The 8,680-nt window shown below is 48.9% G+C and carries 5 protein-coding genes; 2 read left to right on the plus strand and 3 right to left on the minus strand.

Annotation, left to right across the window (positions count from 1 at the left end):
• Positions 1-264: 264 nt before the first annotated feature.
• Positions 265-2,325, minus strand: a complete 2,061-nt coding sequence (locus QT974_RS26815) for an iron uptake porin (protein WP_333471453.1) — start codon at positions 2,323-2,325, stop codon at positions 265-267.
• A gap of 191 nt (positions 2,326-2,516) precedes the next feature.
• On the minus strand, positions 2,517-2,657 hold the full coding sequence (locus QT974_RS26820; RefSeq protein ID WP_333471454.1) for a hypothetical protein: 141 nt from the start codon (positions 2,655-2,657) through the stop codon (positions 2,517-2,519).
• Positions 2,658-3,607: 950 nt separating this feature from the next.
• Here QT974_RS26820 and QT974_RS26825 point away from each other — a divergent pair.
• Positions 3,608-5,230: a glycosyltransferase family 39 protein gene (locus QT974_RS26825; RefSeq protein WP_333471455.1), complete on the plus strand. Its 1,623-nt coding sequence runs from the start codon at positions 3,608-3,610 to the stop codon at positions 5,228-5,230.
• Positions 5,231-5,236: 6 nt separating this feature from the next.
• Entirely contained in the window at positions 5,237-6,181 is a 945-nt protein-coding gene (locus QT974_RS26830; RefSeq protein WP_333471456.1) for a hypothetical protein, read from the plus strand.
• A gap of 225 nt (positions 6,182-6,406) precedes the next feature.
• Here QT974_RS26830 and QT974_RS26835 read toward each other — a convergent pair whose 3' ends face one another.
• Positions 6,407-8,506, minus strand: a complete 2,100-nt coding sequence (locus QT974_RS26835; RefSeq protein WP_333471457.1) for a hypothetical protein — start codon at positions 8,504-8,506, stop codon at positions 6,407-6,409.
• Positions 8,507-8,680: the final 174 nt, after the last annotated feature.

Raw genomic sequence — 8,680 nt, forward strand, 5'->3', positions numbered from 1 at the left:
GGTTTCTCGACACTCGCTGTAAATCTCAGAAACAGGTTTTTCTCTATATTTCTCGCCACGCAACCCAAAAACTCAAAGATGTCAAATGGGTTCTATAAATGTGATGTTAACCGTTCGCTCTTGAACCCACACTCTTCACCTGAGTGCTTGTCTAGACGCGGTTTCAACCGCCCCGGTCTTCTGATCCCAAGCGTATTGATATAACCAAAAACTAAAAGCGGCAGGTGACTGCCGCTTTTAGCTTTAACTAGATATCGGGAAACCTTAGAAACTAAAGGTTGTCCGCAGGACTCCTACCCAGATATTGTCATTGCGCTTGTTGTGTTCCGGATTCGTAATCATGTAAACACCCGGTGTCACCGAAATAAAGTCAGTAACTTGGAAGCGATAGAAAGCCTCGTAGTGATAAGAGGTGTTGCGGTCTTTGGCGACATTGCTCTCGGTAACTCTCGGCGGTATGCCGGCGATTAAACCGAGGAGGTTGCCTTGCTTGCCAAAATCTGGCAGCGCCAAGAAAAGCGCACCATTTTGAACGGTAGACTTACCGCGAGAAACATTCATGTCACTGCCGCCGCCGCGTTCTTCGCGAGCCTTGGTGTAACCGTACCAACCGCCAAGCTGGAAGCGGGTGCTGGGTTTGAAGTTAAGTTGCACGCCATAGTTATCGGATACAGTAGCCAACTGACCGAAGGGGCGGTTAGCTAAGCTACTACCGGTACCGCCCATGATGCCAGCATCGCCAGCGCGATTGTATTTGCGGTTGTAGCTCACACCAACGTCAAATGCTTTGGTGATATTTAAGTTGAGCTGACCCAAAGCGCTGAAAGAACCGTTGAAAACGCCCCGGCCTCTGGCTGGATTGGGAGCATCGTTATCGGAGGCGAGATAGGCTGCTGTGGCTCTCAGAGGGCCGAAGCTGTATTTGATCGCAGCACCGGCTCCTTCTGGGCCGCGGAACACTGCTGGGTTGTAACGTCCAAATCTGGAGAGAGCACCGGTACCGCTAGATTCCAAGGGAGCAGTCAGCTCGGCAACGTCATCGAGTCTGAGACCTTTCGGGCCGAAGTAGACTGTAGCCTTGGCTGCTGGGAAGCGATACCACAATTGATCGAGGGAGAACTGAGTGCCGTCTTCGCCGTCAATGGCGAGGCGAGCCATGTTTGTACCAGTGGTGGTGGCTGTGTCGTATCTGGCGACGTTTCTAGCTTGCAAGCGGGTTCTGAGCAAGTCTCGACCGGTGAAGCTGGTGTTGAAGTTCAACCGCACCCGGTAGCCGAGGTTGGTGACTGTTTTGTCGTCGTGCTGGCCGACACCATTTCCGAAGGTGTCGCTGGCGATAAAGATCGCTTCTCCTGCCAGTTTGGTAGTGGTGGAGAACTGGTTGGCTTCGAGTTCGGCGGTGCGAGCTTCTAGGCCGTCTACTCGTCCGCGCAGGGTAGCGAGTTCGGCTGCAAATTCTTCTTGCAGGCGTTGCAGGATGGCTAAGTCGTCTTTGGTGACGAAGGTGCCTGTTGACGAGCTAATGAGTTTGGTTACTTGGTCTAAGCAGGCGTTGACGCCGGCTGCAAATTCGTAGCGAGTCAGGGCGCGGTTGCCGCGGTAGGTGCCGTCGGGATAGCCTGCGATACAACCGTAGCGTTCTACTAGGGATTGCAGGGCTTGGAATGCCCAATCTGTCGGCCGCACGTCGGAGAGCTGAGAGACCGATGTCACTTGGGACATGGCTCCTGATGGTTCGGCCGGCAGGGCTTGGGGTGCTGCTGGGACGATCGAGCCGCCCATGTCGGCGGGTGCTGTCTGAGCAATTTCTACCTTAGCGGCTGGGGTGACTGCGGCTGCTGCTGGCACTTCGATTTTGGCAGCGGTTGCTGTCTGGCTGCTGGGGGCTGCCAATTCTAATGCTTGGGCCGTCGCTGGCGCTGTAACGGCAGCAGCTAGGGGTTCCGTCGCTGGCGCTGTGGTGGCCGGAGCGATTGGGGCTGCTGTATTGATTTCGCTGACTGCGGTTTGCAGTGTTGTGGCGCTGGTTTCTGGTGCGATTGCTGCCAGTTTTTGGGCGTCTTCAGATCCCGCGATCGGGGTTTCGGCCGCCGGAGCGCTGCTGTTTAAAGCCAGCTTTTCTGTAGCCGCAGGGGCTGCTGCCACTGGTTCTGTTGCTGTTTCTGCAACTGATGCTACAATTTGAGATTCGGATGACTTGGCTGTCGCTAGCTGGTTCGCTTCAGCGGTTGCTGGGGCTTCGGCGATCGCCGCGGCACTGACGACTGATGATAGCCCCAGAATTGCCGGGGATACTAAAAGTAAATTCCAAAAAGTTCTGTTCATTTTCCTCACACCTTCACACTCTATTCAACTCGATCGGCAATTCCCAACTTCTGATTTTTGTGGTTGCTTGCCTGTTGACAATAACTGCCAGAATAAAACCTATCCATAACTGTTGATTCACAGCAGGCGTGTCTCGTTCCTGGTTGAACCTTGGGGGCTGGCCCCTTGTACGGCCCAAGCTTCAGTTCAGGTCAAGCCCACATAACATTACGGTTGATTATACCATCACTTGCTAATTTCATTTCATCGATCGCCAGACTTCCTTGAGTTGCTGTGGCTGCGATCGACCACTTGCTGTACGGGTGCGGCCACAATCTGCCTGAAACTGACAAATACTGAGACTCCTTGCCGATGCCAGAATTAACAGACAGTTAGTTATAGGTAGGATTCCGGCTGCTCGTCGCATCCCTTATACAGCTTTCTCTCCTATTGTGTCAAGCTTTTTAACCCAACTTTAAACCTCGCCGCCCGCAGGGAGCGATTTTTGCACCCTCCATGGGAAACGGAGGGCTAAAGGCTGGTAGATGTACTCCCAACAGCGGGAAATTTCCGGCTTGACCAATCTCTGTTTTCCGATACACCCTGGTGTCATGAGATGCCCGGGCGATCGTCATTTTTGACAATGCCGGCGTACTGCTTTAATTCCCCGTTATCCTAACACAATTTTTTTTTAGTCTGGTAGCGATCGTGCGATCGATCTGTGTTAGCCCAAATCAGAGTTCTACCTCGCTGTCTGGCATTTTACCTCCCCTTATTTTTTCGCCACCGCCGATGTTTTTCAGATCACATTTTTTCTGTGCTTTATGCTACCAAACAAATATCATTCCCTCCCATATATTCCCGCACCCATCTACCAGATGAAATAATTGGAGGTTTTCACTGGTAGATTGTAGATTGCAGATTATGAGTTGTAGGTTGTAGGCGGAAAATTTGAGGGTTTATTTTAGATAAAATTTAACCTATTAAAACGTAATTAATATAAAGTTTTAAATAAGCCATAAACCTTACCATTAATTGGGACAGATTGGTGGGAACATTACAAAAAAATAAGCTTATTTTTTTACTGGATACAGCATAAAAATACTTGCTTTTAGCAGGTGTAAACCAAAAAAAACTTAAAATTTATGTATTTAATAGTAACAAAGATAACCCTAATTTGCAAGGAAAAAAACTCAATAGCACCAGCCGGAGGGCGAACAAAAAATTTGTAAATTCAGCCATCCCCTCTGCCTTTATATGGTATATTGCATGAGAGTTACATCTATATTGTTTCAAATTTTGTATGAATTCGACAAAAAAACAAATCAGGTTATTTGTATTGGGATTGTTGCTATTAGGATTATTTTTTCGTTTTTTCAATATAGACAAGAAATTTTATTGGTACGATGAAGTATTTACTTCGCTGCGAATTTCCGGATACACGCAAACAGAAGTGCTGCAAGAAATAACCAGCGCCCAGTTAGTATCGGCGAAGGATTTGATGAAATATCAACGCTCCAATCCGACTAAAAGTTGGAGCAATACAGTTAAAAGTTTGGCAATTGAAGAACCTCAACTACCACCGCTGTATTTTTTGGCAGTCAAGTCTTGGGCTAAACTATTCGGTGATTCTCCTTTTTCGACCAGAAGTTTCTCTGTTTGGATGAGTTTATTAGCGTTTCCCGGTGTCTACTGGCTGTGCCGAGAATTGTTTGCAGCGCCCGCAGTGGCAGAGATAGCCGTGGGATTGCTAGCCGTTTCTCCGTTGCACGTGCTGTACGCTCAAGAAGCACGTCCTTACAGTTTGTGGCCGGCGCTGATTTTGCTTGCTTGTGCATCTCTGCTGCGAGCAATGCGGCTGCAAACTAAACTCAGTTGGGGCATTTACGCAGCAGCAACTATGTTGGGAATTTACACTCACTTGTTTAGCGTATTAGTTACGCTCGGACACGGAATTTATGTGTTGGCAACTCAAGGTTTTAGGTTAAACAATAAAGTTGTTAATTATGCGATAGCTGTATCGTTGGCGGCGATAGCTTTTGTGCCTTGGTTGTTGATTTTATTAGCAAACAAAAAGGCAGCAGCCGGGGCGACTATTTGGGCGGTTTTAGAAACGAGCAGGCTATCTTTAGTTAACAATTGGGCGGGAAATGTCGGTCGTGTTTTTTGGGATATGGGGCTAACTTCTAGTGCGGAACCAATATACTTGATGACCTTAGCTGTGGCTACTTTAATTTTAGTGGCAATCGTAGGGTATGCAATTTATTTTCTGTGTGCCCAGACGAGTAAAGAGGTTTGGCTGTTTGTGCTGGTGCTGATGGCGGTGACAGCGTTGGCGGTGATGCTGCCGGATGTTATATTGGGAGGAATTCGATCGACTAAACCTCGCTATTTATTTCCGACTTATTTGGGGATGCAAATAGCTGTTGCTTACCTGTTAGCGACTAAAATTAGCGCGCCCGGGGTGCCGGGGCGCCAACGCCAACTCTGGAAAGTTCTGACAGTTGTACTGTTGACTGGATCTGTGCTGTCGGATGCTGTTAGCTCTCAAGCTGAGAGTTGGTGGACTAAGGAATGGGGCCGGGAAAATCCCGCAATTGCTCGCCAAATCGATCGCACTACCAAGCCGCTGGTTGTCAGTGAAATCTCGGAAGTCAGTCTGGGAAATATACTGTCGATGAGTCATTTGTTAGCACCGAAAGTTATGCTGCAATTAGTGTTGCTCGATTCGCTAGCGCGCAGTCAAGCTCAGTTGCTAGACACACCAACTATACCCAAGATTCCCAGCGGTTTTAGCGATGTTTTTGTCTACGGGCGATCGCAGAATTTTAGTGCTAAGCTGGCGAAAAAGCAGAATTCAAAAATAGAGCTGCTGTCAAAACAAAACACCCAAATGCTATGGGTGGGAAAGTTAGTAAAAGAGTGAGGGTTTATGGAAGATTTTGGTATAATTATTGCTTGCTGCGATCAGGATTATCTGTTTGCTAAGGGCTGTTGTGCTAGCATCCGATATTTTCTGGGAGATGTGCCGATTTGTCTGTTGATTGACGGTACGTTTTCTGTGAGTGCTTTGGAGAAGTCCTACGGGGTACGAGTTATCGATCGCACAACGGTGTCCCAAGAGGTGCTCAGGAAAAGAAGTTTTGGTTGGGGTAAAACTAAAATGATTGCTTTCTGGGAAAGTCCTTGGTCAAATTTTCTGGTTTTGGATGCCGATACGATCGTCTGGGGCGATATCCTGAAGTTTGCTAATTTTAAAGAATTTGATTTTATTGTAGACCAACCTTGTCAGGAAAATTCGGATGCAGATGTTTCCAAGTTTTTCTTTGATATTCCGGGTGTTGAAAAGTATTTTCCCAGTTTTAACTGGCAGAAATTCCAAGCTAATTATTTTTGTACTGGTACTTTTTTTGCGAAACGCGGCATTTTTAGCTTGGAAGAATACGTAGAAATTTTAGATTTTACGGCGGCTCATCCGCAGATATTTAAGTACGGAGAAATGGGTTTTTTAAACTTTATGATCTTCCGGGCGGCGCAAGAAAACCGGCTGCGGGTGCAGAGTGTGGATATGCAGTTTTTAGTGCCGGATTTTGACCAGGATTTCGTGAGAAAGCGGTTTCCAGTTGAGTCAAGCGGGCTGGAGGGCGATCGCGCCTCGGCGACTGTAATTCACTGGTGCGGGCCGAAACCGAGTTTATCGACATCTAAAGTTTACTCGGAACCGATGAATTTTTGCCGCCGCAAGTGTCAGGAGGATGTTTGGAACCGTACGGGTTTGGCGGCCCAAATGTCGCTGCAAGTTGAAGATTTGCAGCGATCGATCTACGTGTACAAGAATAAGTTTAAAAAGAAGTTTCGCCAGTTGGCGGGTAAGTAGACAAGGAGTTGCGCGCGCTGGGCGAGAAATCGGGAATATTCCTAGATTTCTCGCCACCGAATCTAGATTTTTTTAAGAGTCCAGGATGCGCGGGTGTCTGGGAACCAGGTTTGCGATGTTCCAGTAATACCAAATCCTGGTTATTCATCCCCGTTATGAATTTTCGGGTGCGACGCACCCTACGAATACTAGAGTCGGTCATATTAATTTCAGCCGATCGCCCAATCACTCATCCAAAGGCAAAATAGGGCCGGCTGGCGGCAAAACTTGGCGGTGAACGCTGACTTTGTGACTTTCGCGCTGAGTTTGCATTTCCACGGCGATCGCCTCAAATTCGATTTCCATGCAGCCGTAGGGAATCTCTAACTCGATACTCGATCGCATATTTCCCAACCCGGTAGCTGTAAATTCGGTAATCCAGCGCGGCCCGTCGAGAATTAGGTAGGTTTGCCGATCGAACACCCAAATTTTTACATAAATCCGGGGCATTACTTCCGGCAGTTGCACCTTCACCGTTACAGGCTGGCCCGCCAGGATGTTGGCGCGCGGCAATTCCAAGATGGGCATCGGTACTAACTCGTCTTCTGGCAAAACGTAGGGAGTTGGGGGAGCTATTTCTGCTTCGACTTTTGCGTTTTTTTGAGCAACTTGTTTCGGCTGCGGGGGCTCGTCAAAAACTACAAATTCTCTGGCTTCCGGGCCTGTATATTTGGGTTCAGCAATGGTTTCGCTGGTTGCAGATTGCTGCTGGGTGAGGCTGCTTTCTTCGACTGCGACGATACCGTCGCTGCTATTGGCGGTTTTTGGAGTTGGCGACAGGGTGGTTGCTTTGAGCCATTCGGGCGATTCCCCGGTGCTGGCTAGGGAACTCAGCCGAGACCAAAATCTATTTTCGACTTTTAGGGTTTTAAATGCTTGTTTTGAGGGTGCTGGTGGAGCTTCTGGGGCTGTTGTTTCTGGTTCGGGGGTGTTTTCGGGTTTTTGGTCGATCGCCCGAACTTGGGTGTTTTCTGTGGCTGTTGGCGGGTCTGAAGGTTGGGCTGGTTGGTCGATCGCCCCTGCGGATGTGCGAGGCGAATTGGAAATTTCTGAGAGTAATTGCGATCGGCTGCTGTCAGGCAGTTTGTTACCGAATGCGGGCAACTCTAGACCGCCGGCACTTAGAGTCTGGCGGGTACTGAGTTGAGGCGGTAGGGATTGGTTGCTTGGCAATTCATTGGTTGCAGATTCATTGGTTGGGGATGGCAAATCTAAGGATTTTTGTACTAACCGGAGGAATGATGGATGTGTTTCGCTCCGAGGCGGTTTTGCTGCTGTTGCTGAGGGTTCGGCTTGATGCTTTTCTTCGATGAAATTCTCTTTGATTACTTCTAGAAGATGTTCTAAACGGGCTGTAATTGTGAATAGTTTGGTGGCTAGGGTGACGCCGCCGCTGCTGAGTATTGCTTCTCCTAAAATTAGGCGGCTTTTGGACTCGGTTGGGATGTAGGTGACGCAGGCAAAGATGCAGGGGGGAGCTTGTTCTGGCATCTGCTGCTCGATTTGGGCGAGTATTTTTGAGGTTTGCGGATCGCGCAGGTAAATTTGCAGTTGTGCTGAACCGATCAGTTTTTGGAGTTCTAGGGTTTGGGATTCGGGGATGAGAGTTGCTGTTTTTCGGGTTTTTTGGGGTGGTTGGGGAATGTCGATTTTGCCGGAAATGATTAACGGGCGGCCGAGTTGAGTCACGAAGGTTTCTCGATCGAGCACGAGTTCGAGTTCGAGTTTGACTGGCGGTTTGGGCGGCTCAGCAGTTTGGGGAAGCGGAAATTGATAGATTTTGGTCGTCTGGGATGCAGGGATTTGGGTTGGTGCAGGGCGATCGACTGGTGCAGGGATTTGTGGTGTCGCGCGATCGGCAAAACCCGCATTTTCTGCGTCTGAGGGGGAGATTGCTGCTTCGGATGAGTCTGGCGGTAGGGGTTCGGAGGTTTCCGATTCTACGGGCAATACTTCTAATTGCACGCCGTACTGCCAAGGTTTTGCTGGTGTTGATTTGGGATCTGGCAAGCACGAGAGTTCCCACATTCCCGGTTTCAGACGTGTGTAGGGAATGATCACGACTAATCCTTCGGGGTTGGTGCGGGCCGATCGGCTTTGGACTTTCCGCTGGGGAGCCGTTTCGTCGAAGGATGTATGGGTGATGCGAATTTCGATGTCGGTGTTGGGGTGCTGAATGCGCGCAACGACGCGATATTTGCCTTCTAGAATTTCCACGTCGGGGCTTTCTAGGGGCAACCAGGCGCGATCGCCTTCTTTCTGTAGCAAAAATTCTAATTTTTTCATCTTTATTTCCCCTTGAATGCTCCCGCTTGATCGATCGCAGGTTGGTGGTGGTTGGTTGAGCGACAGCTACAGATATTCAATTACTTTATGTTGTACAGCCTATCATTTGGTCGGTCAAGAGGCTCGATCGCCCTTAGTCCCGCCCCGGCCTGCGGCAAGAACGTTTCCCTACAG

Source organism: Microcoleus sp. BM001215392, from assembly GCF_036700185.1.
Taxonomy (GTDB): Bacteria; Cyanobacteriota; Cyanobacteriia; order Cyanobacteriales; family Microcoleaceae; genus Microcoleus.